The following is a 23,245-nucleotide window of genomic DNA, read 5'->3' on the forward strand; positions in this document are numbered from 1 at the left end:
CAGCATGGGGACAGCGCGACTACCTCGCGCCCCCTATGGCACAGCCCCCTATCCTCAGCCTCGAAGGCATGGGCCTGCAGCAGGGCGGCAAATGGCTGTTCGGCGGGCCCGACCACGCGCCGCTCGACCTGCACATCGGCCCTCGTGACCGCCTGGCACTGATCGGCCGCAATGGCGTCGGCAAGACAACGCTGTTCCGCATGATCGACGGGCAGATCGAAACCGATGCGGGCGCCCGCAAGATCAAGCCGCACGCGAAGATAGTCCTGCTCGAACAGGACCCGGACCTCTCCGGCCACGCCACCTTGATGGACTGGGCGCTGGACGGCACCCACGCGCCGGAGGAATTCGAGGTTGAAGCCATTGCGGGACAGCTTGGCATCGACATGAGCCGCGAAACGAGCGGTGCCAGCGGGGGCGAAAGGCGCCGCGCCGCCATTGCACGCGCACTGGCGCAGGACCCCGATCTCCTGTTGATGGACGAGCCGACCAACCACCTCGACCTCGGCGCGATCGACTGGCTCGAAAGCTGGCTCGACCGCTACAAGGGCGCTTTCGTGGTCATCAGCCACGACCGCACGTTCCTCAAGCGCCTGACGCGCGCGACCATCTGGCTCGACCGCGGCGAACTGCGCCGCAAGGAAGTCGGCTTCGGCGGTTACGAGGCCTGGGAAGAGCAGGTCTATGCCGAGGAAGCCCGCGCGGCGGAAAAGCTGGACGCGAAACTCAAGCTCGAAGCGCACTGGCTCGAACGCGGTGTAACCGCGCGGCGCAAGCGCAATCAGGGGCGGCTCGAGAAGCTGTGGGAAATGCGCGCGCAGCGGGCGTCGATGATCTCTGCTGGCGGAACCGCCAAGCTGAAGCTTGCGACGGAAGCGGAGTTCAAGTCCAAGTCGGTCATCACCGCGGACAAGATCACCAAGGCTTACGGTAATCGCACCATCATCAAGCCCTTCTCCCTACGCATCCAGCGCGGCGACCGGATCGGCATCGTGGGTGCGAACGGCGCCGGCAAGACAACGCTGCTCAAGATGCTCACCGGCGAGCTGGAACCCGACAGCGGCACGGTGGACATTGCCAAAACGCTGACCGGCGTGATGATCGACCAGCAGCGGCAAATGCTCACGGCCGACAAGACCGTGCGGCAGGTGCTGGCCGAAGGCGGCGACTGGATCGATGTTCGCGGGGTGCGCAAGCACGTGCAGGGGTATCTGAAGGAATTCCTGTTCGACCCCAAGATCGTCGACATGAACGTGTCGGTGCTGTCGGGCGGCGAACGGTCGCGCCTGCTGCTGGCGCGCGAGTTCGCGAAGGCATCCAACCTCCTCGTCCTCGACGAGCCGACCAACGACCTCGATCTCGAAACGCTTGACCTGTTGCAGGAAGTCATCGCCGATTACGAAGGCACCGTTCTGATCGTCAGCCACGACCGCGACTTCCTCGACCGTACCGTGACCATCACGCTGGGCCTCGATGGCACCGGCAATGTCGACGTGGTCGCAGGCGGCTATGAAGACTGGCAGGCGAAGCGGCGGCAACCAGTCGCTGGCAAGACGAGAGCGGACAAGGCAGGGGACAAGCCCGCACCCCCGCCTCCGCCGTCAAAGCCAACCAAGCTGTCCTACAAGGACCAGCGCGATTACGAGCTTCTCCCGGCGCGCATCGAGGAGCTGGAAGCCGCGATTGCGCGCGGTGAGCAAATCCTCGCCGACCCAGATCTCTATACTTCCGATCCGCAACGCTTCGCCAATGTCTCGAAAGGCATCGAAAACGCCCGGACCGAAAAGGACGCTGCCGAAGAACGCTGGCTGCAACTGGCCGAGCAGGTCGAGGCACTTTGAATCACGAAGAACTCGCCCGGGAAATAGCGGGCTGCCGCGCCTGCACAGCCCACCTTCCCCACGGCGTTCGACCCGTTGCCAGCTTCTCCCCCACCGCGCGCCTGCTGATCATCGGCCAGGCCCCGGGGTCGAAAGTCCACGAAACCGGCATTCCCTGGGACGACAAGAGCGGCGACCGGCTGCGCGACTGGACGGGCCTCTCGAAGGTCCAGATGTACGATGCTGCGTGCGTTGCGCTGGTGCCGATGGGCTTCTGCTATCCCGGCAAGGCAAGCGGAGGGGACAAGCCGCCCCGCCCCGAATGTGCGCCGCAATGGCACCCGCGGGTGCTGGATGTTCTGCCCGATGAGCGGCTGACCTTGCTGGTTGGTACTTACGCGCAGGCGCATTACCTGCCCGGTACGCGCAAGATGCCGATGACCGAACGCGTCCGGGCTTTTCGCGAATTCCTGCCGCGCTTCTTCCCCTTGCCTCACCCCGCCTGGCGAAGTGCGATCTGGATGAAACAGAACCCATGGTTCGAAGCGGAAGTCCTGCCGGTCCTGCGTGACGAGATCACTCGGATACTGGAGACATAAGCCTGTCAGGTTGACACAGTTGACACAGTTCTGGGCATCCATTCGATCCGGTAGAAATCGGCCACCCGGTCGAGCGCAAGCTTGAGAACAAGCTTGCCGCTACGCGCGGGCCAACCGAGATCCCTTTCGGCTTCGGGCAGCCCGTCGCAGGCGCAGACAACGCGCCACAGTATGTCATTCAGCCCCGCACCGGCTTCGGCCATCGCACCGTCGAACCGTGCCTTGGCGGATAGCTGGCGTTCCGTCGGCGTTAGGCCATCACCGCCGCCGCCGTCGACGCGCACCGGGTCCCAGCACATTGTTACCGATGGCGATAGCTGAGCGCGTTCGTAATCCGCCCTCAGCCGCTCGCCAGCGTCGAAGAGGCGATCGTCGAGGTGCCCGCGCGCATGCGAGAGGGGATTCGCCGAGGTTCACCGTGACGGTGCGCCTCTTTCCCCTGACCGAGTCACCACGCTTCGGCCCTACTTCCGTCAGTTCGCGTTCGACCAGTTTCCTGCGCATGCGTTCCCTCCAAATAATGCGGGCAAGCCTTGCGTTGAAGCGGTTCGTGTAGGAAAGACTAAATCACCGTTTTGGTTAGCAGGGAGTTGGAAGTGATCAACCGTATCCGCGATATCCGCAAGCAGAAGGGAATGACGCTGGCGGACCTTGCCGAGGCGTGCGACCCGCCGACCACGCCGCAGACGCTTGGCCGGCTGGAAACGGGCATGCGCAATCTCTCGCTGAAATGGATGGAGCGGATCGGTGCGGCCCTCGGGGTCGAGCCGGAAATGCTCGTCCGCTCGGAAAAGGCAGGCCACCCGCAGGTGGTGGCGACGCTCGGGCAATCGGGGGCGGAAGCGCTCGGCATAACGCGGGATGCCATCCTCGCCACCGATCTGGGCGGAGACGGTGCGCTGGTGGTCATGACAATCGATTATCCCCACGGGGAATATCGCCCGGGTGACCAGCTATGGCTTCGCCAGCTGGCACCGGAAGACTCCGCCCGCGCCGTCAATCGCGATGTGCTGGTGCCCAGAAAGGGCGGCCGCTTCGCCTTCGGCCGCCTGATCGACCGGCAGGGCAAACTGGTCGGCCTGCTGCCCCCCGGTCATGGGGAAAAGCAGCAGGTGGTGGACAGCCCTGCATGGATCGGCGTGGCCGAAATGCTGGTCCGCCGCCTTTGATTGCGGCGGCGGACATCAGCCTTACACTTCGCCGCGCAGCTTCTTTTCCTGCTTGTCGGCCACGGACTCCTCAGGGATGAAGCTGTTCGAATTGACACCCATCCACACGAGCAGCGGCGCGGACATGTAGACCGAGCTGTAGGTGCCGACGAAAATGCCCAGCGTGATGCCTGCAGTCAGGCCGAAGAGGCTGGCCGGACCGAAGAACAGCAGCGGGACCAGCGCGATCAAAAGCGTCAGCGAGGTCATCACTGTACGCGCTAGCGTCTCGTTTACCGAGAGGTCGAGCAGCTCCGGAAGCGGCATCTTGCGATACTTCTTCAGGTTCTCGCGGATGCGGTCGTAGATGACGATCGTATCGTTCAGCGAATAGCCGATAATGGCCAGGATCGCCGCGATGATCTGCAGGCTGAACTCTATCTGGAACAGCGCGAACATCCCCAAAGCCAGCGAAACGTCATGGAACAGGGCGAACAGGCCGCCAACGCCGAATTGCCATTCGAACCGGATCCAGATGTAAAGCGCCACGGCGAGCATTGCCGCCAGCAGAGCAAAAACGGCGTCCTCGCGGAATTCGCCCGATACCTTGCCGGAAACGTTGTCGTTACCGTCCAGCCGGAAATCGGGATAATTGCCCTGCAATTCCGCCACTACCGTATTCGCAGCTTCCTGCGCGGCCTCGTTATTGGCCGACACGTCGTCGGGCAGGCGGACGCGGATCGAAACCTGATTGTCCTCGCCGAAGCGTTGGACCACCGGCGTACCGTAACCGAGACCTTCAATGTCCTCGCGGAGTTCGGCGACCGGCGCATCCGTCCGTTCGGTGAATGTCGCGCGCACTTCGAGACCACCGGCGAAATCCACGCCGTAATTGAGCCCCTTCGTCATCACGAGGGCCCAGCTCGCCGCGATCAGCAGGAGGCTGACGACGAAGAAAGGCACGCGCCATTTCAGGAACTTGATGTTGGTATCGTCGGGGACGAGCTTGAGCAGTTTCATCTTCCGTCGTCCTTAAATGTTGAGGTCCGTCGGCCGCGCCTTGCGCAACCAGCCCGCCACCCACATCCGGGTAAGCGGAACGGCGGTGAAGACCGAGGTAAACAGGCCCACGACCAGCACCACGGCGAAGCCCTTGATCGGGCCCGAACCGAACTGGAACAGCAGTACGCCGGCGATGAAGTTGGTGACGTTGGCGTCGTAAATGGCGCGGCTGGCTTCGATATAGCCGTTTTCCACCGCCGCCATGACCCTGCGCCCGCGTTTACGCTCTTCGCGAATACGTTCGTTGATCAGCACGTTGGCGTCGACCGCCGCACCGATCGTCAACACGAAACCGGCGATGCCGGGGAGCGTTAGAGTCGAACCGAGCGCTGCCATGATCCCCAGCAGCATCAGGACGTTGATGACCAGAGCCACAGTCGCATAGATGCCGAAGCGGCCGTAAGTGACAATCATCAGCACCATGACCAGCAGCGTTCCGATAGCCATCGCAAGAAGGCCCTGCTTGATCGAATCCGCCCCCAGGTCGGGCCCGACGGTGCGTTCCTCGACCACGGCGAGGTCCACCGGGAGCGCACCGGAACGCAACTGGATCGCCAGTTCGTTGGCCGATTCGGTTGTGAAGCTGCCACTGATCTGTGACTGGCCGTTCTGGATCGGCTCGAGCATCCGAGGGGCGGAAATTACCTCCCCGTCGAGGATGATGGCGAACTGGCGTCCTGTGTATTGAGTAGTGAGGGTTGCGAAGCGGCGACCACCTTCGGGATTGAAGGTGATGCTGACGACCGGTTCGTTGGTCTGCTGGTCGAAGGTCTGGATCGCACCGGTGAGGGTTTCCCCGTCGATGCCGCCCAGCCGCTGCACGACCACGCCCGAACCCTGATAGACCTCTTCGTCTGCGTAGGGGAGCACTTCGCCGCCGGAGACGAACCCGCGGCTGACTTCTTCCGCCGTGGCTTCGCGCTCGACCAATTTGAATTCGAGTTGCGCGGTCTTGCCGAGCAATTCCTTCAGCTGTTCGGGATCCTGCAGGCCCGGGACCTGCACCACGATCCGCGTATCTCCCTGACGGAGGATTGTTGGCTCGCGCGTGCCGAGTTCGTCGACGCGAATTCCGATGGTGCGCAGCGCGCCTTCCATGGCCGCATCTACCGCATTGCTGAGCCCGGCTTCGGTCGGGGTGAGGACGAAGCGCTGCCCATCGACGACCTGGAGTTCCCATTCCTGCACCGGCCCGGTGCCTGCCATCAGATCCTCGATAGCGGCGCGCGCCCGGTCGATATCCGCGGCATCGTCGAGCAGGAAGCTCAGCTGGCCATCCTCGCTGGAGACGTCGCCGATACGGATCCGCGGTTCGGCGCGGCGCATGGCGTTGCGCACGCCTTCTTCCATGTCCTCGAGCCGCTTGCTCGCCACCTGCGCACGCTCCGCTTCGAGCAGGATGTGGCTGCCCCCAGCAAGGTCGAGCCCGAGATTGACGGTCGGATTGGGAAGCTGCTCGGGCCAATCATTGTTGGTCAGCGAAGCGATCGAGGGAAGCGCTGCGAGCACGCCAAGTATGGCGATGCCCCAGAGCATGACCTTCTTCCAGGTCGGGAATTCCAGCATGTCGGCGTTCTATCCTTTTCGCGCGCTCAGTCGTTCGCAGGCTTGGCGGGCTTCGCGTTCAAGACCTCGCCGATGGTCTGCTTGACCGCGCGCACCTTGACGCCCTTGGCGAGTTCCAGTTCGACGAATTGTTCTTCGACCTTGGTGATCTTGCCGACCAGTCCGCCTGCGGTAACCACCTCGTCGCCCCTCTTCAGCCGTTCGACCTTTTCCCGATGAGCCTTCTGCTGACGGAGTTGCGGACGGATCATCAGGAACCAGAAGACCGCGAAAATCGCGACCCAGGGCAAAACCTGCAGCCAGATCGGCGGCTGGGCAGCGGCGGAGCCGGCGGCGGCGAGAATGTCGAGCATGGAAGTCTTGCCTGTCTTTATGAAGCGTGTCGAACCGATGTCAGTTGGGCGCTGGCCGCACACGCTTCAAGGCACGCGGTCATCCCCTCCTGCAAATTGTGGCGCGCGACTAGCAGCAATGTATGGGGCTGGCAACGAGATGGGCCGAGACAGGTGCTTGCCATGCGCAAAACCCCCGCCTATAGGGCCGCCTCCACTGGCTTCGGGACGTAGCGCAGTCTGGTAGCGCACCACACTGGGGGTGTGGGGGTCGCTGGTTCGAATCCAGTCGTCCCGACCAGTGGAGATTTTCCAAACATAAGAGCAATTCCGCCGTGTGGCGGGATGGAATGCTAAGGTTCGCGCCGCAAGCCAGCGGTTCGCACTTTCCTACACAAACCGATCTGGTTCAGCTGACCATTTGGAGGTTAGCATTATGGCACTTATAGATTCGCTTATCGGCCCTATCGCTTCGATCATCGACAAAGTCATCCCCGACAAGGAAGCGCGCACCAAGGCCAAGCTCGAACTGATCGCGCTGGAGGGTTCGCACGAACTGAAGGCGATCGAGGCGCGGTCGTGGGCCATTGTTGCGGAGGCCCAGTCGCCCGATCCCTGGACGAGCCGCGCACGACCGAGTTTTCTCTATGTGATGTACACGATGATCCTGTTTGCGCTGCCGATGGGAATCATTGCGGCCTTTTCCGCCGAAACGGCAAAGGATATCGGTGCCGGGATCTCCGCCTACCTGCGCGGTCTTCCCGAAGAACTCTATGCACTCTTCGGCACCGGCTACCTCGGTTATACCGCCGCTCGGCAATAGAGTAAGGTGAAAGGCGTTGAAGGGCGATGACTTACCGCTAAGAGTGGGGCCATGACCGGAACGGTATTTGTCCTGAATGGCCCCAACCTCAACCTGCTCGGTACGCGGGAGCCGGAAATTTACGGGTCCGACACGCTGGCCGATATTGAGCGGGCGCTCCACGAACAGGCCGGGACGCTCGGGCTGGACATCAGCTTCCACCAGACCAATCACGAAGGCCAGCTGGTCGACTGGCTGCACGAAGCCAGCCGGCAGGGGGCGAAGGCAGTCCTGCTCAATGCGGCCGCCTATACGCATACCTCGATCGCCCTGTTGGACGCCATCAAGGCGATCGAGGTGCCGGTGATCGAGGTTCACCTTTCCGACCCCACCAAGCGCGAAGAGTTCCGGCACGTGTCCTATGTCGGCATGGGCGCCGCCGATTGCGTGCAAGGACTTGGCGCACGCAGCTATTCCGTAGCGTTGGAGAAGGCGGCGGCGCTCTAAATACGCCCCCTCCCCCTTGTCTTGGCGCGCCAGCCAGAGCATAGGCGCGTCCGATAACAGACAAGGGACCATTCATGGCCGATCGCAAAGGCGCCGGACATTCCGGCATGAACGTCGACACCTCTCTCGTACGCGAACTTGCCGAGATGCTGGGTGAAACCGGGCTCACCGAAATCGAAGTCGAGGATGGCGACCGCAAGATCCGCGTTTCGCGCGGTGGCGGCGTGGCCATGGCGGCGGCTCCCGCACCGCAGACGGCCCCGGCGGCACCCGCCGCCCCCGCTTCGCCTGCGGAAGCCGCAGCACCGGAAGCCGACACGGCTGGTGCCATGAAATCGCCCATGGTGGGGACTGTCTATCTTGCCCCCGAGCCGGGTGCTTCGGATTTCGTAACGGTCGGCGACAGCGTCAAGGAAGGCCAGACGCTGCTGATCGTCGAAGCGATGAAGGTCATGAACCCGATTACTGCCGACAAGGCAGGGACGGTAAAGTCGATCCTGGTCGAGAACGCCCAGCCGGTCGAATTCGACCAGCCGCTGATCGTTATCGGGTAAGCCATGCCGATTTCACGCATCCTTATCGCCAACCGCGGCGAAATTGCGCTCCGCATCCACCGCGCCGCGCATGAGATGGGCATCGAGACGGTTGCGGTTCACTCCACCGCAGATGCCGACGCCATGCATGTGCGTCTTGCGGACCATGCGGTCTGCATCGGCCCCCCTGCCGCAGGCGACAGCTATCTCAACGTCGCCAACATCATCTCTGCTGCCGAAATCGCGCAGGCCGATGCGATCCACCCGGGCTACGGCTTCCTCTCGGAAAACGCCAAATTCGCCGAGATCGTCGAGGCGCATGACATCAAGTGGATCGGCCCCAAGCCCGAACATATCCGCACCATGGGCGACAAGGTCGAAGCGAAACGCACCGCAGGCGCGCTCGGCCTGCCGCTTGTCCCGGGCAGCGATGGTGCGGTGTCGGATTTCGACGAAGCACGTAGTATCGCGGGAGAGATCGGCTATCCAGTAATCATCAAGGCGGCCAGCGGCGGCGGCGGCCGCGGCATGAAGGTCTGCGAAAGCGAGGACCAGCTCGAAACCCTGATGCAGCAGGCCGGCAGCGAGGCGAAGGCCGCTTTCGGCGATGCCACCGTCTATATCGAGAAGTACCTCGGCAATCCGCGCCACATCGAATTCCAGGTCTTCGGCGATGGGCGCGGCGGTGCCGTGCACCTTGGCGAGCGTGATTGTTCGCTGCAGCGCCGCCACCAGAAGGTTCTGGAAGAGGCGCCCTCGCCCGTGATCTCCGAGGAAGACCGGATGCGCATGGGCGAAACCTGCGCCAAGGCGATGCGCGACATGGCCTATCGCGGCGCCGGCACCGTCGAGTTCCTGTGGGAAAATGGCGAGTTCTATTTCATCGAAATGAACACCCGCCTGCAGGTCGAACATCCCGTCACCGAGATGATCACCGGGATCGATCTCGTTCGCGAACAGATCCGAATCGCTGACGGCAAGGACCTTTCCTGCAAACAGGAAGACATCCGGTTCACCGGCCACGCGATCGAATGCCGCATCAATGCGGAAGATCCATGGACCTTCGCGCCCAGCCCCGGCAAGGTGACCTACTACCACGCCGCCGGCGGCATGCATGTGCGCGTCGATAGCGGTCTCTACGCCGGTTATTCGATCCCTCCCTATTACGACAGCATGATCGCCAAGCTCATCGTCTACGGCCGCGACCGCGAACGCTGCATGATGCGCCTGAAGCGCGCGCTAGAGGAGATGGTGATCGAAGGCGTGAAGACCTCGGTGCCCCTGCACCAGGCATTGCTCGAACAGGACGACGTGAAAAGCGGCGACTACTCGATCAAGTGGCTCGAGGAATGGCTGAAGACGCGGACCAGCTAAGGCAAGTTCGCGAAGGCCTTTTTGGTTGGCCCACATCGATGTTGCCCCCTATCGGGATGGGCGGTTTGCCAGCGTGCCCGTCGCGGGTGTATGCCGGGTACCATGAACCGAACCCCGATCCTGATCATGTCCGCTCTTCTGGCAGCATGCCAGATTGCGCCTGCCGAAAATCCTGTGCCCCCGACATATGGATCGGGCGTTTTCGAAAGGGATACGGCCGAGTATCGCGGGCAAAAATTCGCGCGCAACCGGTGTTCGGATTGCCACGCAGTCGAGCCCTTGCAGCTATCGCCCAACCCGTCGGCGCCCAGCTTGGTAGATGTCGCTAACACGCCGGGCCTCAGCCGGGAAAGCTTGGCGAGCTGGCTCAAAACCACGCATGACTTCCCGAGCGAGATGTATTTCGAGATTCCGGAAGAACATATCGACGATCTGGTCGCCTACATGCTGACACTGCAAAGCGCGGACTACGAACCCGCGATCTAGGTGCGCTGAGAAAAGCGTCGGAGAACCCTTAGAATGGCGGACGATTGACGCCCGCCATCCAGAAGTCAGAGCGGAACGCCGGGATCGTTCTTGCTGGTCCGGATGGTCAGTGAAGTCTTCACGCTCGCCACATTCGGTGCGGGGGTGAGCTTGCTGGTCAGGAATTCCTGGAACGCCTGCAGGTCGCGCGCCACGATCTTGATGATGAAATCGATCTCGCCATTGAGCATGTGCACTTCGCGCACTTCGGGCAGGTCCTTCATCGCCTGTTCGAATTCCTGCAACGCTGTTTCGGCCTGGCTCTTGAGGCTGACCATGGCGAAGACCGTGATCGAGAAGCCCAGCTTAGAAGGGTGGAGTTCGGCGTGATAGCCGCGAATGACACCTTCTTCTTCCAGCGAGCGGACACGGCGCAGGCACGGCGGTGCCGTCAGGCCGACACGATGGGCCAGTTCGACATTGGTGATCCTGCCTTCATTCTGCAATTCGCGAAGCAGACGACGATCGATCTCGTCGAGATTGGCCATGAGACGGTTCCTTTATTAGTCCGGAGCCTTTGCGAACACATTGCGCATATGAAATGTTGAAAACGCGCAACCATCCGATTGGCTAACATTATTATGTTTGCCAGCAATTGTCCTCTTTTGCAACGCCGTGTTGCAACCATCTTGGGTAAATGAGCGCTTAACCATACCTGTTGTCCGTCCTTGAGTGCGATTCTGCGATGGCGGACACTCTAGAGAAGCCCCGTTTGCCGGAGATGGAATGCATTTCGATGACCGCCTTGCTACCGTATTGCGTCTTCGCGCAACCGGTGAGCGTGCGGCCAACACGCAGTTCCGGCAGCTCATCGACTTGCTCGGCGAGCGTCCGCAGGCGGGTGATCCCGCGCTGAAGGCGGCCGCTTATCTTCGCCTGATCGCCCTGGGGGAGATGATCCCCGTGAAAGTTCGCGCCGCCCTTGTCGGCGAAAGCGGATGGCGTTTTCGCAACCCCGAACTGGTGAAGTGGTTTGGCGGCGCGCATCCACATATCGCTGCTGCGGCGCTTTACCGCGCGCAGCTTACCGGGCCCGAATGGGCCGCACTCATTCCCAAACTGCCGATCCGGGCACGCGGCTTCCTGCGCCACCGCCGCGACCTCCCGCAGGAGGCGGTGAAAATCCTGGACCGGCTGGGCGTATCCGACCGCGCGCTGCCGCAACCCGAGCCGTTCGAGCTGATCGACGAACTCATTCCGCCGGACGATGTTGAACTAGCCCCCGCAGAGCCGGAAATCACTGAGCAAACAGAGCAGAAATCCGGACAGTCCCCCGGCAAGGAGGACGTGCGCTCGCTGGTCGAACGGATCGAGGGCTTTCGCCGCGCTCGTCAGGAGCAAAGGGAGAGCGAGCCAGACGCGCAGTCCCCACGCCTGCCGATGGGCGACGAGGACCGGCATGACGATTCGGAGCTCGATCACTTCCTCTTCGGTGCCGATTACCAAGGAAGGATCGACTGGGCGGAGGGGAACATCGCGCCCATGGTGGTTGGGATCGACTTGGCAGGGCTCGGGTCGACTGCGGTCGCGCAGGCGCTTTCGCGGCGTCAACCGCTTCATAACACGCGTATCACCCTACGCGGCGCCAAGCGCATCGAAGGCGAATGGATCGTCGATGCCACCCCGCGATTTACGCGCGCCGAAGGACGATTTTACGGCTATGTCGGGCGTTTCCGCCGGGTGATGCCCGAAGTGGCCGACACGCGCGGTGCCGAGGCGGATCGCCTGCGCCAGTTGCTTCACGAGCTGCGCACGCCGGTCAACGCCATGCAGGGCTATGCCGAGATCATCCAGCAACAGGTGATCGGCCCGGTCCCGCATGAATATCGGGCAATCGCGGCAACCATCGCTGGCGATTCGGCGCATATCCTGGCGGGCTTCGACGAACTCGACCGGCTGGCAAGGCTGGAGACGGGCGCACTTGATCTCGAAGCCGGGCAATGTGACTTCGCCGAAATAGCCCGCCGTCAGGTGATGCAGCTCCAGACGGTACTCAGCCCTCGTGTCGCGCGTTTCGATGCGAGCCTGGGAGAAGTGCGCGCGCCGCTCGGACTGGCCCAGTCGGAGGCCGAGATACTGGCCTGGCGCCTGCTTGCCACGCTGGCCGGGGCGACCAGCGCAGGCGAGGCGATCCGCCTTGATCTTGATACGGCAGGTGACCAGATCGAGTTCGCGGCAACCCTGCCCGCGACCTTGCGCGAGGCGGAGGACATTTTCTCGGTCGAAACGCGTCCCGCCATGGGAGCCCTCAGTGCGGGCATATTCGGAGCGGGTTTCTCGCTCAGGCTGGCCCGCGCCGAAGCCCGCGTCGCAGGCGGCGACCTGATGCGCGACGGCGAGCGGCTGGTGCTCTCGCTCCCGCTGCTGACCGGCGCCGAAGCCGTCCCTGCGCCGGAAAGTGCCGCCGGATAGGCAAAAGGCGTGCATCGCCGCTTGCCCTTGGCCTGAAGCGCGGCTAGGCGGCGTTTTCGCCTTCTCGGACGGTTGGCGGGGGCCCGTAGCTCAGTTGGTTAGAGCTGGCCGCTCATAACGGCTAGGTCGCGGGTTCGAGTCCTGCCGGGCCTACCAACCCGCCGTCCGGCATGAAGATCGACGTATGTGTCGGGGAGTGGCGCAGCCTGGTAGCGCACTTGTTTTGGGTACAAGGGGTCGCAGGTTCGAATCCTGTCTCCCCGACCACACGTCGATAAATCCGGAGGAGCGATAGGTGACAGCGAGCACTGCCTCCCCGCCTCTGGATACCCGCGCGATCTGGGTGATCGCTATTCCCGCCATGGTCACGAATGTCGCCACCGCGCTGATCGGAATCGGCGACATGTGGATCGTCGGGCGGCTGGGCGATGCACCGACACAGGGCGCGGTCGATATCGGCGCGCGACTGTTCGCCGTGCTCTTTACCGTCATGAATTTCCTCAAGACCGGGACGACCGGACTGGTCGCGCAGGCAGGTACCCGCTTGGGTGCCGACGAGCAGGCTGCGGTCCTTCTGCGCGGGCTTCTGGTCGGGCTGGCCATCGCGGCGATCCTTTTGCTGGTAAAGCCTCTGCTGCTGCCCCTGGCCCTCGATGCGCTCGGTGCAACCGGGGAAGTGCGCGAGGCAGCTGGCGTCTATGCCGACATCCGTTACTGGAGCGCACCTGCGGTCATGGCCAACTTCGCGGCCATCGGCTTCCTCGTGGGCCAGCGGCGGATGCGGACGGTCCTGCTGGTGGAAGTCGCCTACAATCTGCTCAACGTCAGCCTTGGTCTCTGGTTCGTGCTGGAGCTGGAGTGGGGCATTGCCGGGATCGGCTGGTCGAGCCTCATCGCCGAATTCGCCAAGCTGGCGGCGCTCTCCGCTATCCTGCTTTCGGGCGCGAAAGGCAAAGCCCTGATAGCGCGGGCACGGTCTGGCGGGATCGCGAAGCTGGCCGAACTTCGCCCCTTTCTCTCGGTCAACCGGGACTTGTTCCTGCGAACACTGGTCCTCGTCATCGCATTGGCGGGCCTAACCCGGCTGTCCGCAGAACGCGGTGCAGTGGTACTGGCCGCCAACGGCATCATGTACCAGCTGTTCGTCTTCACCGCCCTGCTGCTCGACGGGTTCGAGAATGCCGCGCAGGTGCTCAATGGCGAGCGTGCCGGGGCTCATGACCGGTCCGGTTTCGTGGCCTATGTGCGGGCGATCCTGCTGCGCGGCATCGCTGTGGCCGCCGTCGTGGCGCTAGGCTTCGCACTCTTCGCCGACCCGATACTAGCAAGCTTTGCCGCAACCGAGGCGGTGCGGATCCAGGCACAGGATCTGGGTCCGTGGCTGATCGTCATTCCCTTCCTGGGCCTTGCTGGTTTCGTGCTGGACGGCGTCTATGTCGGCGCCAGCTGGACGCAGCGCCTGTTCGTGACGATGGTCGGCGCAGCACTCGTCTACGCCGTGGCACTTTGGCTCAGCTGGCCGTTGGGAAGTCACGGTTTGTGGCTATCTTTCAGCCTCTTCCTCGTCGTGCGCGCCGCACTACAGCTAGCGTTCATGCCCTCGCTCCTAAATCGGCATTTCGGAAGATCGGGGACATAACCGGGTGCCGTTCGTTCCGTTGGCGAAGGATGATGAGACGAAATTGATATGACGCCGACATCGATCGCATTGAACCGTTTCGGCCTCGGCTATCGCCGGGACGCCCCGCTGCCGAGCGATGCCAGCGGCTGGTTGAAGCGGCAGATCGCGGCTTTCGATCCCGCCCCGCCTGCCCTGGGAGACAGGGCCATCGGTAGCGCCGAGTTTCGCAGGGTCGTCGAGGACAGCTTTGCCTACCGCGACGAGCGCAACGAAGCGCGCAAGATGGCCGGTAATGTCGAAGAACGCCGGAAGATGGCGCAGTCGCGGAAGCAGCAGGTGCGCAATCGCCTCGTCGGTGACATCGCGCTGCGCGCACGCATCGCCCTCGAAAGCGAAACGCCATTCATGGAGCGCATGGTCCATTTCTGGTCGAACCATTTCGCCGTCTCGGCCGACAAGCCGCATGTCCCGCTGCTTGTCGGGCCTTATGAATTCGGCGCGATCAGGCCGCATATCGGCGGATATTTCAAGGACATGCTCAAGGCCGCTTCACTCCATCCGGCGATGCTCGCCTATCTCGACCAGTTCCGTTCGCAAGGTCCCGCCAGTCAGGCGGCAAAGGCGCGCGAGAAGCGCGGAGCATTGGAGCGAGGCCTCAACGAAAACCTCGGTCGTGAGATTCTCGAGTTGCACACACTGGGCGTAGGCGGCGGTTATACGCAGGAAGACGTGAAGGAGCTGGCCAAGGCGCTGACCGGCTGGACCCTGCAAGGCATTCCTTACGCGAAGCGCGCTCGCCCGCAGGAAAATGGTGCGGCCTTTTTCGGCTGGATCCACGAACCCGGCAGCCGAACGGTACTGGGACGTACCTATGCGGAGGGGCAAGCAGGACAAGCGTTCGCCATTCTCGACGACCTTGCTGAACATCCATCGACTGCGCGGTTCATCGCCACCAAGCTGGCACGGCATTTCGCTGGTGATGTGCCTCCCGAGCCGCTGGTAGACAGGCTTGCTCGTACTTTCACCGAAAGCGGCGGGCACCTGCCCACGGTTTACGAGGCGCTGATCGATGCGCCAGAGCCATGGGTGGAGCAGCCCGTCAAGTTCCGCCAGCCATGGGAATGGGCCGTCGGCATGCTCCGTGCCAGCGGCGACATCGCCCTGGCCGACCGGCAGTTCGTCCAGATGATGCGCGCTCTCGGCCAGGAAGTCTGGTTGCCCGGATCTCCGGCCGGTTGGGACGATCGCGAGGGCAGTTGGGCCGGCTCGAATGCGCTTCTGCGTAGGATCGAAGCTGCCGAGCGTTTTGCCGCCGAAACCCGGCTGGACGATGCGCGGGAATTGGCTGAGGCAATGTTCCCTGGCTCCCTGTCCGAGACTACCGCGCAAACCATTCGCGGGGCCGAAAGCAACGAGATGGGCTTCGCGCTCTTGCTCGTCTCGCCCGAAATGATGAGGAGATGAGCATGCTGACACGCCGTTCCATGCTGGCTGCAGGCGCCACCGGCCTTGCAGTTGCTTCTCTCGGGCCGACGTTCGCCTTTGCCAAGACGCCGGGCCACAAGCGGCTGCTGGTGCTGGTCATGCGCGGAGCTGTCGATGGTCTGGCGCTGGCCGCGCCGCTGGGCGATCCCGCCTTCCGCCAGCACCGTGCAAAATGGCTCGATACCTACGCCGACGCGTCAAAGCTGGACGGCATGTTCAGCCTTCACCCCCAGTTGGGCGAAATTGGCAAGCTCTATACCCAGGGCGATGCCCTGATCGCGCATGCCGTGGCCACCGATTATCGTGACCGTTCGCATTTCGATGCGCAGAACATGCTGGAGACAGGCGGTACGCAGCCCTACGCAAGGCGCGACGGTTTCCTCAACCGCCTCGTCGGGATGATGGCTGGCGAAAAAATGTCCGCAGTAGCGCTCGCCTCGGCCCTGCCACTTGCCCTGCGCGGCAAGAACCCGGCCTCCACCTATGCGCCAAGCACGCTACCGCAGGCGAGCGAGGGACTGATTGACCGGCTGCCCGACCTTTATGCCGGTGACGAGCAATTGGCCTCGCTGTTCCAGCAGGCCCAGGCGGCAGAGGACATCGCCGACGCTTCCGGCATGCGCAACATCAACCGCGCCAAGGACGCAGGCACGCTGGCAGCGCGGATGCTGAGCGATCCCCAAGGTGCACGCATTGCCATGCTCGACCTGCCAGGGTGGGATAGCCATGCCGGGCAGCTGCGGATGCTCGACAAGGGCTTCGGCCAGCTCGACATATTGATGTCCGCCTTCCGCGGCGGGATGGGCGAGGTCTGGAACGATACGCTGGTTCTCGCCGTGACGGAATTCGGACGTACCGTCGCGATCAACGGCACCTTCGGCACCGATCACGGCACCGCCAGCGCAGCCCTGCTAATGGGCGGCGCGGTCCGCGGCGGCCGGGTGGTTTCGGACTGGCCGGGACTAGCCCAGGGTCAGCTCTACCAAGGGCGCGATCTCAGGCCGACAATGTCGCTCGAGGCGCTGATCGCGGGCGCGCTGGGCGAGCACTTCGCCCTCGATTCCGCGAAGGTCATGCGCGAGCTGTTCCCCGACCGCAACGAGCGTCCGGTCGAACAGCTGATCGCCTGAGGGCCCTATTCGGCGCCCGGCAAGACGATCTCTTCACCGTGATTGGCTAGCACCCCCACCGCTGCGGTCCACACTGCCACATTCTGGCGAAGCTCGGCCGGATCAACCTTGTCCAGCGTATCGTCCGCCGTGTGGTGCAGGTCGAAATAGCGCGTGCCGTCCTGCTGCAAGTCGATCAGCGCACCCTTCTGCTGGCGGACCAGATTGAGGTCGGCACCGCCGGTCGCCACGGTCCCGCTCGGCGCCACGCCGAAGCGCGCCACTGCTGCAGCGAGCTGGCGATAAAGGGCAGTATCGCTCGAGGTGAAATTGCTTTCCAGACGCCAGATACGCCCTGCCCCGAAATCGCTTTCAAGCCCCACGAACACCGGTTCATCGGCATGGGCAACGGCATAGGCTTCCGAGCCCCACAGGCCGGTTTCCTCCGCCCCTGCGAAAAGCACGCGGATCGTGCGCAGCGGCTGGCCCTGCGCCGCCACATGCTTTGCCGCCGCCGCGATGATGCCGCAGCCCGCCCCGTCGTCGATCGCGCCGGTGCCGATATCCCAGCTGTCGAGATGGCAGGCCAGCAGCACTGGCTGCAGCGAGGGGTCGCGGCCGACAATTTCGCCCACCACGTTCCCGCTGCGCGTCGTGCCCAGATCGCGCGGGGTCATGACCAGCTTCATGCGGATCGGCTGGCCCTCAGCGCGGGCGAACATACGTTCGAGATTGTCGGCATCGGGATTTGACAGCGCACCTGCGGGCGTCGGCTCGACACCTTCGGCAAAAGTCGTGGTCCCGGTGTGGGGGACGCGGTGATTATCGGTGCCGATAGAGCGGATCACGGTTGCAATCGCGCCCTTGCTCGCGGCGAGCGAAGGAGCCGTCCAGCGCGCCGGACCGGCAAAGCCATAATGCGATCCGTCCTGCGATGCGCGCATATCGTGGCTGACGAAGGCGATCTTGCCTGCAAGGCTTCCGGGGGCGGCAGCCTCGAGATCGGAATAGTGCGGGAAATAGACCACTTCCGCCTCGATCCCCTCGGCCCCGGTCGAACTCGATGTCGAGAGTGCGGTGATCGCCATCGGCTGGGCGAATGGCGCAGTCACCTCGGCCATCTCCTCGCCGCGGACCCATGTTTCCATGTCGAAGGGTTCGTCGGCGATATTGGCGAAGCCATTGGCGCGCAGCCAGTCCATCGCCCAGACACGCCCCCTCGCCTCCTGCTCGGTGCCCGGCATGCGTGGGCCCACTTCGGTGGTGATCCCTTCCACGAAATCCCACGCGTTCGTATCGCTTTCCAGCGCCTCGTCGGCGCGGTCGGCGGTGGCGGGAACGGAGAGCGAGAGCGCGGCAAGCGCGATGAGCGACCTTTTCATGGGGCCGCTTGCTAACAGCCCCAGCGCGTTTGCCAAGCCCCGACCATTTGCTCTCCCGCCTTGCCCATCGCCCCTCGCGCGACTATCTGGCGCACCAACTCTCCCATTCTCGCAGATACATCCAAGGATTCGCCCGATGGCCGCGCAATACGCCTTCGTCATGAAGGACATGACCAAGACCTTCCCCGGTGCCAGCAAGCCGGTACTCAGCAACATCAGCTTGCAGTTTTACCAGGGCGCCAAGATCGGCATCGTCGGCCCCAACGGTGCGGGCAAGTCCACGCTGATCAAGATCATGGCCGGGATCGACAAGGATTTCACCGGCGAGGCATGGCCGGGCGAAAACATCACCGTCGGCTATCTGGAGCAGGAGCCCGAACTCGATCCGACCAAGACCGTGCTCGAAAACGTCAAGGACGGCGCGCGTGGCATTGCCGACATGGTTGAACGCTTCAACCAGATCGGCATGGAAATGGGCGAGGAAGATGCCGATTTCGATGCGCTCAGCACCGAGATGTCGGAACTCCAGGACAAGATCGATGCGGTCGACGGCTGGACGCTCGACAACCAGCTCGAAGTCGCAATGGAAGCGCTGCGCTGCCCTCCCGGCGACTGGCCTGTTACCGACCTTTCGGGCGGTGAGAAGCGCCGCGTGGCGCTCACCCGCCTGCTGATCCAGAAGCCGTCGATCCTGCTGCTGGACGAACCGACCAACCACCTCGACGCAGAATCCGTCCAGTGGCTGGAAAACCACCTCAAGGAATACGCGGGCGCGGTGCTGATGATCACCCACGATCGCTACTTCCTCGACAATGTGGTGGAGTGGATCCTCGAACTCGACCGCGGTTCCTACTATCCGTACGAAGGCAATTACTCGACCTATCTCGAAAAGAAGGCCAAGCGTCTCGAACAGGAAAGCCGCGAGGAATCGGGCCGCTCGAAAGCCCTGTCGCGCGAACTTGAGTGGATCCGCCAGACGCCCGCCGCCCGCCAGACCAAGTCGAAGGCGCGTATCCGCAAGTTCGAGGAACTGCAGGAAGGCCAGAAGGACCGCAAACCCGGCAAGGCGCAGATCGTCATCCAGGTGCCAGAGCGTCTCGGCGGCAAGGTGATCGAGGCCAAGAACATCTCAAAGGCCTATGGCGACAAGCTGCTCTTCGAAGACCTGTCCTTCATGCTGCCCCCGGGCGGCATCGTCGGCGTGATCGGGCCGAACGGCGCGGGTAAATCCACGCTGTTCAAGATCCTGACCGGCAAGGAAACGCCCGACAGCGGGACGGTCGAAATCGGCAGCACCGTCCACCTCGGCTTCGTGGACCAGAGCCGTGATCACCTGAACCCGAAGAACAACGTCTGGGAGGAAATCTCGGACGGGCTCGATTACATGAAGGTCAACGGCCACGACACCAGCACTCGTGCCTATGTCGGCGCGTTCAACTTCAAGGGCGCGGACCAGCAGAAGAACGTCGGCAAGCTGTCGGGCGGTGAACGCAACCGCGTGCACATGGCCAAGATGCTCAAGGAGGGCGGCAACGTCCTGCTGCTGGACGAACCAACCAACGATCTCGACGTGGAAACGCTGGGCGCGCTGGAAGAGGCGATCGAGAACTTCGCCGGCTGTGCCGTGGTCATCAGCCATGACCGCTTCTTCCTCGACCGTCTGGCCACCCACATCCTCGCCTTTGAAGGCGACAGCCACGTCGAATGGTTCGAAGGCAATTTCGAAGCCTACGAAGAAGACAAGCGCCGCCGCATGGGCGACGCTGCAGATCGTCCGACGCGTTTGGCGTACAAGAAGCTGACGCGCTGAGCTCCCGCAACGGGTCGTAGGCTGCTGGTCGGCTTACGACCCGATCACCGACACTGGATGGCTTCTGGCTGTGACGCAAAAGCAGCCATACAGGCTTGACCCGACCCTCTTAATTCCATATTTCGAGATTTATCGAATCGTTGGAGTAAGAGATGCAGCCCGACCGCGTCATCCGCGCCTTGTCAGCGCTCGCGCAGGAACACCGCCTCGCCGCGTTCCGCCTGCTGGTACAGGCAGGTGAGCAAGGCGTTGCCGCTGGATTGCTTGCCGAGAAGCTCGAGGTCCCGCCCTCTTCCATGAGCTTCCATCTTGCCCAGCTTGCCAATGCAGGGCTCGTCACGCAGCGCCGCGAAAGCCGGTCCATCATCTATTCGGCCGACTATGCCGCGATGAACGGCCTGATGGGCTACCTCACCGAAAACTGCTGCGGCGGCATGTCCTGTTCCGAAGATGCCGCCTGTCTTCCTACCGAGCAACGAAAGAGCGCCTGATGAAACGCTTCCATGTGCATGTCGGCGTGACCGACGTCGACAAATCCATCGCCTTCTATTCGGGCCTGTTCGGCAGCGAACCGAGCGTCGTGAAGACCGATTATGCCAAGTGGATGCTGGACGATCCGCGGATCAACTTCGCCATATCCGCGCGCGAGGATGCGGTTAAGGGCATCGAACACGTCGGGCTGCAGGTAGAAGACAGGCAGGAGCTGGAAGAAGTCTATGGCCGCCTGCGGGCCGCCGACCGCCCGGTGCTGGAAGAAGGCGCGACGACCTGCTGCTATGCGCAGTCGGAAAAGAGCTGGATCGCCGACCCCGATGGCGTGGTATGGGAAGCCTTCCTGACCGACGGCGATAGCACAGTCTATGGCGGCAATCCCGACCTCGACCGGCTGGCTTCGGCCAATGCCGCGACCAGCGCCTGCTGCGTACCGCAAATGGCTCCGGCCAAACCCGCCTGCTGCTGAGGCGAACCATGTCCGACCGACAGCTGAACGCGCTGTTCCTGTGCACGGGCAATTCCGCTCGCTCCATCCTCGGCGAGGCAATCCTCAATCACAATGGCGCGGGTCGCTTCAAGGCCTATAGTGCCGGAAGCAATCCCACCGGCACGGTCAACCCATTAGCGATCCATACGCTCAAGACCCTGGGGTATCCGGCAGAGGGCTATTCCTCCAAGAGCTGGAGCCAGTTTGCCGATGGTCCGGAATTCGACCTCATTTTCACCGTGTGCGACAGCGCGGCGGCGGAAACCTGCCCGGTCTGGCCTGGCCGCCCGACCAGCGCGCACTGGGGCATCCCCGACCCCGCCGCCGTCGAGGGAAGCGATGCCGAAAAGGCAGCAGCCTTCCTCGAAGCCTTCCGCATGCTCAAGCGGCGCATCGACCTGATGCTGGCATTGCCGGTCGCCAGCCTCGAAAGGGTCGCCTTGCGCGACGAATTGCATGCCATCGGGCGGGAGGCGGAGGGGCAATGACCGCGACAACTGCGGAAATCGACGCCCGCGCTGCAGGCCTGGGCCTGTTCGAGAAATGGCTCTCCGTCTGGGTGGGCGGGGCGATCCTTGCGGGGATTATCCTGGGCAATCTGACGCCGGGAGCCTTCGCCCTGCTCGCGTCCATCGAATACGCTTCGGTGAATCTGGCAGTCGCCTTGCTGATCTGGGCGATGATCTTTCCCATGATGGTCGCGGTGGATTTCGGGGCGGTGCGCCGCGTGGGAGACAAGCCGAAGGGCCTGATCATCACGCTGGCGGTCAACTGGCTGATCAAGCCGTTTACGATGGCTGCATTGGGCGTGTTGTTCTTCGAAGTGGTTTTCGCCGACCTGATCGACCCGGCCGACGCACAGCAATATATAGCCGGGCTGATCCTGCTTGGCGCGGCGCCTTGCACCGCCATGGTTTTCGTATGGTCGCAACTGACGAAGGGCGATCCCGCCTATACGCTGGTGCAGGTGGCGGCGAACGATCTCATCATGATCGTCGCCTTTGCGCCGCTTGTTGCGCTGTTGCTGGGCGTGACCGACATTTCCGTGCCGTGGGAGACGCTGCTCCTGTCGGTCGGACTATATGTCGTCGTGCCGCTGGCCGCCGGGGCCTACGTGCGTCACCGCTTGCTCGCCCGCCACGGGGGCGACGAAAGCGCAGTATCGGGCTTCACCTCGCGCATGAAACCGCTGTCGATCATCGGCCTGCTGCTGACGGTGCTGCTGCTGTTCGGTTTCCAGGCCGAAACCATCGTTTCCCGCCCCTTGCTCATCGCCCTGATCGCCGTTCCGATCATCGTCCAGAGCTATGGCATTTTCTTTATCGCCTACGGGGCTGCCAAAGCATGGAAGGTGCCGCATGCGGTGGCCGCGCCATGCGCGCTGATTGGCACGTCCAATTTTTTCGAACTGGCCGTGGCAGTCGCGATTGGCCTATTCGGATTGGGCAGCGGCGCCGCCCTTGCGACGGTCGTCGGCGTTCTTGTCGAAGTGCCGGTCATGCTGTCGCTGGTAGCCATCGCCAACAGGACGCGGGGCGGCTTTCCTTCAGAGTGATCCAAGGGTGGCGGCCTGCTTCACCGACATGGTGTACGGACAGTTTCCTACACGCGCCGCCTGTGCTCCACGCTTGGCAATGAACCGGACAAGCGACACGCTTTCTCGCGCGGGCCCTTCGCCGCATCCTTTCCTTTCACATCACCCCCGGCCACACGCGCAGCGAAGGCTCGACGCCCGTGAGCAGACCAAGTTCATCGGCGAGTTGGCGGAAAAGCGCTCTGTGACGGAGGTCGCGCGGCGGGTGGGTATAGCGCGGCTAGGGCCGATCTCTGCCGAGGACACAGCGCCCCTTTCAAAAGTCACGAATGCCGAACTGGCATGGCGCTGCGAAACGGGGATATGGAGTGTTATCCTGGGCGCGGAAAATAGGTCGGGGTGCTTCAGAAAGCCGACGATTCCGCGCTTCTTGGGCTGGTCGCACGCACGGACCGCCTTGTACGCCGCTACGCTGCGGACGCGAGCGCAGGCGAAAGGTCACGGGTTTGAAAACGTGCGCGGGCGTAACACTTTTGATCCGCGATCGACGATCCATGAAACGAACCGTCCTGCCGCACGCCTCGATGTGCCGCAGGCGATTTGAGATCAGCCTTGCGACCTGCTAAGCTGATGAATGCAAAA

Annotated in this window: 22 protein-coding genes, 3 tRNA genes and 1 pseudogene; 20 read left to right on the forward strand and 6 right to left on the reverse strand. The window is 63.0% G+C overall.

The annotated features are described in order from the left end of the window. Positions 1–35: 35 nt before the first annotated feature. Complete coding sequence (locus tag GRI69_RS05205) at positions 36–1,841, forward strand: ABC-F family ATP-binding cassette domain-containing protein (RefSeq protein ID WP_160727211.1); 1,806 nt, start codon at positions 36–38, stop codon at positions 1,839–1,841. Further along, positions 1,838–2,419, forward strand: coding sequence for a uracil-DNA glycosylase family protein (locus GRI69_RS05210; RefSeq protein WP_160727212.1), 582 nt, complete (start codon positions 1,838–1,840; stop codon positions 2,417–2,419). Before GRI69_RS05205 ends, GRI69_RS05210 begins: the two co-directional genes overlap by 4 nt. A 5-nt stretch (positions 2,420–2,424) precedes the next feature. Here the strand turns inward: GRI69_RS05210 and GRI69_RS05215 are convergent. After that, positions 2,425–2,923 (reverse strand): annotated as a pseudogene (locus tag GRI69_RS05215) (DUF6456 domain-containing protein). Positions 2,924–3,015: 92 nt separating this feature from the next. On the opposite strand from GRI69_RS05215, the gene GRI69_RS05220 reads away from it, so the two are divergent. Next, complete coding sequence (locus GRI69_RS05220) at positions 3,016–3,588, forward strand: helix-turn-helix domain-containing protein (RefSeq protein WP_160727213.1); 573 nt, start codon at positions 3,016–3,018, stop codon at positions 3,586–3,588. A 21-nt stretch (positions 3,589–3,609) separates the two neighbouring features. Here the strand turns inward: GRI69_RS05220 and secF are convergent, their stop codons facing one another. From secF to yajC, 3 genes are read right to left on the reverse strand one after another with little or no spacing between them, the layout of a single operon-like run. Continuing rightward, a complete protein-coding gene (gene secF / locus GRI69_RS05225; RefSeq protein WP_160727214.1) occupies positions 3,610–4,587 on the reverse strand; it encodes a protein translocase subunit SecF in 978 nt (325 codons plus the stop codon). A 12-nt stretch (positions 4,588–4,599) separates the two neighbouring features. Continuing rightward, entirely contained in the window at positions 4,600–6,195 is a 1,596-nt protein-coding gene (secD, locus tag GRI69_RS05230) for a protein translocase subunit SecD (protein ID WP_160727215.1), read from the reverse strand. A gap of 26 nt (positions 6,196–6,221) precedes the next feature. Continuing rightward, the gene (yajC, locus tag GRI69_RS05235) at positions 6,222–6,548 is read right to left on the reverse strand and encodes a preprotein translocase subunit YajC (RefSeq protein ID WP_160727216.1); all 327 of its coding nucleotides are present in this window, start codon (positions 6,546–6,548) and stop codon (positions 6,222–6,224) included. 203 nt (positions 6,549–6,751) lie between these two features. Here yajC and GRI69_RS05240 point away from each other — a divergent pair. The 6 genes from GRI69_RS05240 (at position 6,752) to GRI69_RS05265 (ending at position 10,229) form a co-directional block, all read left to right on the forward strand. Then, a tRNA-Pro gene (locus tag GRI69_RS05240) sits at positions 6,752–6,828 on the forward strand. 135 nt (positions 6,829–6,963) lie between these two features. Continuing rightward, positions 6,964–7,350 (forward strand): holin family protein, encoded by a 387-nt coding sequence (locus tag GRI69_RS05245; RefSeq protein WP_160727217.1) that lies wholly within the window; start codon positions 6,964–6,966, stop codon positions 7,348–7,350. A 51-nt stretch (positions 7,351–7,401) separates the two neighbouring features. Continuing rightward, positions 7,402–7,836 (forward strand): type II 3-dehydroquinate dehydratase, encoded by a 435-nt coding sequence (locus GRI69_RS05250; RefSeq protein ID WP_160727218.1) that lies wholly within the window; start codon positions 7,402–7,404, stop codon positions 7,834–7,836. Positions 7,837–7,910: 74 nt separating this feature from the next. Continuing rightward, a complete protein-coding gene (gene accB / locus GRI69_RS05255) occupies positions 7,911–8,390 on the forward strand; it encodes an acetyl-CoA carboxylase biotin carboxyl carrier protein (protein ID WP_237452957.1) in 480 nt (159 codons plus the stop codon). Positions 8,391–8,393: 3 nt separating this feature from the next. Continuing rightward, positions 8,394–9,743 carry an acetyl-CoA carboxylase biotin carboxylase subunit gene (gene accC, locus GRI69_RS05260; protein ID WP_160727219.1) on the forward strand — a complete coding sequence of 450 codons (1,350 nt, stop codon included), beginning with the start codon at positions 8,394–8,396 and terminating at the stop codon, positions 9,741–9,743. A gap of 102 nt (positions 9,744–9,845) precedes the next feature. Next, positions 9,846–10,229: a c-type cytochrome gene (locus GRI69_RS05265; RefSeq protein WP_160727220.1), complete on the forward strand. Its 384-nt coding sequence runs from the start codon at positions 9,846–9,848 to the stop codon at positions 10,227–10,229. Positions 10,230–10,294: 65 nt separating this feature from the next. Here GRI69_RS05265 and GRI69_RS05270 read toward each other — a convergent pair whose 3' ends face one another. Then, on the reverse strand, positions 10,295–10,756 hold the full coding sequence (locus tag GRI69_RS05270; protein ID WP_160727221.1) for an Lrp/AsnC family transcriptional regulator: 462 nt from the start codon (positions 10,754–10,756) through the stop codon (positions 10,295–10,297). A 238-nt stretch (positions 10,757–10,994) separates the two neighbouring features. Here GRI69_RS05270 and GRI69_RS05275 point away from each other — a divergent pair, with 238 nt between their 5' ends. The 6 genes from GRI69_RS05275 to GRI69_RS05300 all read left to right on the forward strand — a co-directional run bounded on the left by GRI69_RS05275 (position 10,995) and on the right by GRI69_RS05300 (position 16,916). Next, complete coding sequence (locus tag GRI69_RS05275) at positions 10,995–12,680, forward strand: sensor histidine kinase (RefSeq protein ID WP_160727222.1); 1,686 nt, start codon at positions 10,995–10,997, stop codon at positions 12,678–12,680. Positions 12,681–12,759: 79 nt separating this feature from the next. Further along, positions 12,760–12,836, forward strand: a tRNA-Ile gene (locus GRI69_RS05280). 34 nt (positions 12,837–12,870) lie between these two features. Beyond that, positions 12,871–12,947: transfer RNA gene (locus tag GRI69_RS05285), tRNA-Pro, on the forward strand. Positions 12,948–12,975: 28 nt separating this feature from the next. Beyond that, positions 12,976–14,319, forward strand: a complete 1,344-nt coding sequence (locus GRI69_RS05290; protein WP_160727223.1) for an MATE family efflux transporter — start codon at positions 12,976–12,978, stop codon at positions 14,317–14,319. Between the two features lie 48 nt (positions 14,320–14,367). Next, on the forward strand, positions 14,368–15,765 hold the full coding sequence (locus GRI69_RS05295) for a DUF1800 domain-containing protein (protein WP_160727224.1): 1,398 nt from the start codon (positions 14,368–14,370) through the stop codon (positions 15,763–15,765). A gap of 2 nt (positions 15,766–15,767) precedes the next feature. Continuing rightward, complete coding sequence (locus GRI69_RS05300; protein ID WP_160727225.1) at positions 15,768–16,916, forward strand: DUF1501 domain-containing protein; 1,149 nt, start codon at positions 15,768–15,770, stop codon at positions 16,914–16,916. A gap of 5 nt (positions 16,917–16,921) precedes the next feature. On the opposite strand, the gene GRI69_RS05305 is transcribed toward GRI69_RS05300, so the two are convergent. After that, the gene (locus GRI69_RS05305) at positions 16,922–18,277 is read right to left on the reverse strand and encodes a M20/M25/M40 family metallo-hydrolase (protein WP_160727226.1); all 1,356 of its coding nucleotides are present in this window, start codon (positions 18,275–18,277) and stop codon (positions 16,922–16,924) included. Positions 18,278–18,413: 136 nt separating this feature from the next. On the opposite strand from GRI69_RS05305, the gene ettA reads away from it, so the two are divergent. The 5 genes from ettA (at position 18,414) to arsB (ending at position 22,624) form a co-directional block, all read left to right on the forward strand. Continuing rightward, positions 18,414–20,087 (forward strand): energy-dependent translational throttle protein EttA, encoded by a 1,674-nt coding sequence (gene ettA / locus GRI69_RS05310; protein ID WP_160727227.1) that lies wholly within the window; start codon positions 18,414–18,416, stop codon positions 20,085–20,087. Between the two features lie 152 nt (positions 20,088–20,239). Continuing rightward, positions 20,240–20,578 carry an ArsR/SmtB family transcription factor gene (locus tag GRI69_RS05315; protein WP_160727228.1) on the forward strand — a complete coding sequence of 113 codons (339 nt, stop codon included), beginning with the start codon at positions 20,240–20,242 and terminating at the stop codon, positions 20,576–20,578. Then, positions 20,578–21,048, forward strand: coding sequence for an ArsI/CadI family heavy metal resistance metalloenzyme (locus tag GRI69_RS05320; protein WP_160727229.1), 471 nt, complete (start codon positions 20,578–20,580; stop codon positions 21,046–21,048). The genes GRI69_RS05315 and GRI69_RS05320 overlap by 1 nt, the downstream gene beginning before the upstream one ends. An 8-nt stretch (positions 21,049–21,056) precedes the next feature. Then, entirely contained in the window at positions 21,057–21,557 is a 501-nt protein-coding gene (locus GRI69_RS05325) for an arsenate reductase ArsC (protein WP_160727230.1), read from the forward strand. Then, entirely contained in the window at positions 21,554–22,624 is a 1,071-nt protein-coding gene (gene arsB / locus GRI69_RS05330; protein ID WP_160727231.1) for an ACR3 family arsenite efflux transporter, read from the forward strand. Before GRI69_RS05325 ends, arsB begins: the two co-directional genes overlap by 4 nt. The last annotated feature ends 621 nt before the right edge of the window (positions 22,625–23,245 follow it).

It is taken from the genome of Qipengyuania vulgaris (genome assembly GCF_009827325.1).
Lineage (GTDB): Bacteria > Pseudomonadota > Alphaproteobacteria > Sphingomonadales > Sphingomonadaceae > Qipengyuania > Qipengyuania vulgaris.